This window comes from Xanthomonas pisi DSM 18956 (assembly GCF_001010415.1).
Classification (GTDB): Bacteria; Pseudomonadota; Gammaproteobacteria; order Xanthomonadales; family Xanthomonadaceae; genus Xanthomonas; species Xanthomonas pisi.
Map to the genome: position 1 here is coordinate 1 of NZ_JPLE01000109.1, position 1,143 is coordinate 1,143.

1 protein-coding gene is annotated in these 1,143 nt (G+C 60.4%); it reads right to left on the minus strand.

What is annotated here, in order from left to right:
- Positions 1–114: 114 nt before the first annotated feature.
- Positions 115–1,098 carry an IS5 family transposase gene (locus Y887_RS17045; RefSeq protein WP_046965480.1) on the minus strand — a complete coding sequence of 328 codons (984 nt, stop codon included), beginning with the start codon at positions 1,096–1,098 and terminating at the stop codon, positions 115–117.
- Positions 1,099–1,143: the final 45 nt, after the last annotated feature.

The following is a 1,143-nucleotide window of genomic DNA, read 5'->3' on the forward strand; positions in this document are numbered from 1 at the left end:
GGATGGTCTGATCAACGGGGCCGGAAAATGAAGCAAGCCACATCCGCCGCGCTGAGGGCGCTCAAATCCTCGATTGTTTGCCGTTTTCGGCGCGTTTGCGGGGTATTGCCCGTATTACAGGCACACCTTCCCCACAGCAGGAATTAACTCTTTGCGCGTCAGCCACAGATTCGACAGGGCAAACAGCGTCAGCATCTGTGCGGTGTTCTTCGCCAAACCGCGATAGCGCACCTTGGCGTAGCCAAACTGGCGCTTGATCACCCGAAACGGGTGTTCCACCTTCGCACGCAGGCTGGCCTTGGTGTGCTCCCAGCGCTTGGCCAACTTCAGTTCGCGCTTGTTCTTGATCTGCTTCAACTTCGAGCGCTTCTCCGCGATCAGGTAGCGCAGCTTGCGCTTGCACTTCATCTCATCGCGCTTCTCAAGCCCGGTGTAGCCGCTGTCACCGCACACCGTGGCTTCCTTGCCGTGCAGCAGCTTGTGCGCTTGCGTGATATCGGCCACGTTAGCCGCCGTGCATTCGACGTGGTGCACCAGCCCGGACTCCTCGTCCACCCCGATGTGCGCCTTCATCCCGAAGTAGTACTGGTTGCCCTTCTTGGTCTGATGCATGTCAGGATCGCGCTCGCCTTCCTTGTTCTTGGTCGAACTGGGCGCAGCGATGATCGTGGCGTCCACGATCGTCCCGCCGCGCAAGCTCTGCCCCTTGCGCGACAGGTGCGCGTTGACCCGATTGAACAGCTTGCGCGCCAAATCGTGCCGCTCCAACAAATGACGGAAGTTGAGAATCGTCGTCTCGTCCGGCACCTCATCCAGCCCGCCGATCTTGGCGAAACGGCGCATCGACACCGTGTCGTACAGCGCTTCTTCCGCCGATGGATCGCTCAGCCCATACCACTGTTGCAAAAAGTGGATGCGCAGCATCGTTTCCAACCGATACGGCGGGCGCCCCGGCTGCCCCGACTTCGGGTAGTGCGGCTCGATCAGCGCCAGCAGGCCCTTCCACGGCACGACCTGGTCCATCTCGGCCAAGAACACCTCACGCCGCGTCCGCTTGCGTTTGCCGTTGTACTCCGCGTCACCGAAGGTCAGTTGCATCGAAATCGTCTACTCGGGTTGTTGATCGATTGTGGCAGGATCGGG

What these genes read in the sequence shown, in the direction of transcription:
- Y887_RS17045 (WP_046965480.1), bottom strand. Translation starts at nt 1,098, where the DNA reads ATGCAACTGACCTTCGGTGACGCGGAGTACAACGGCAAACGCAAGCGG.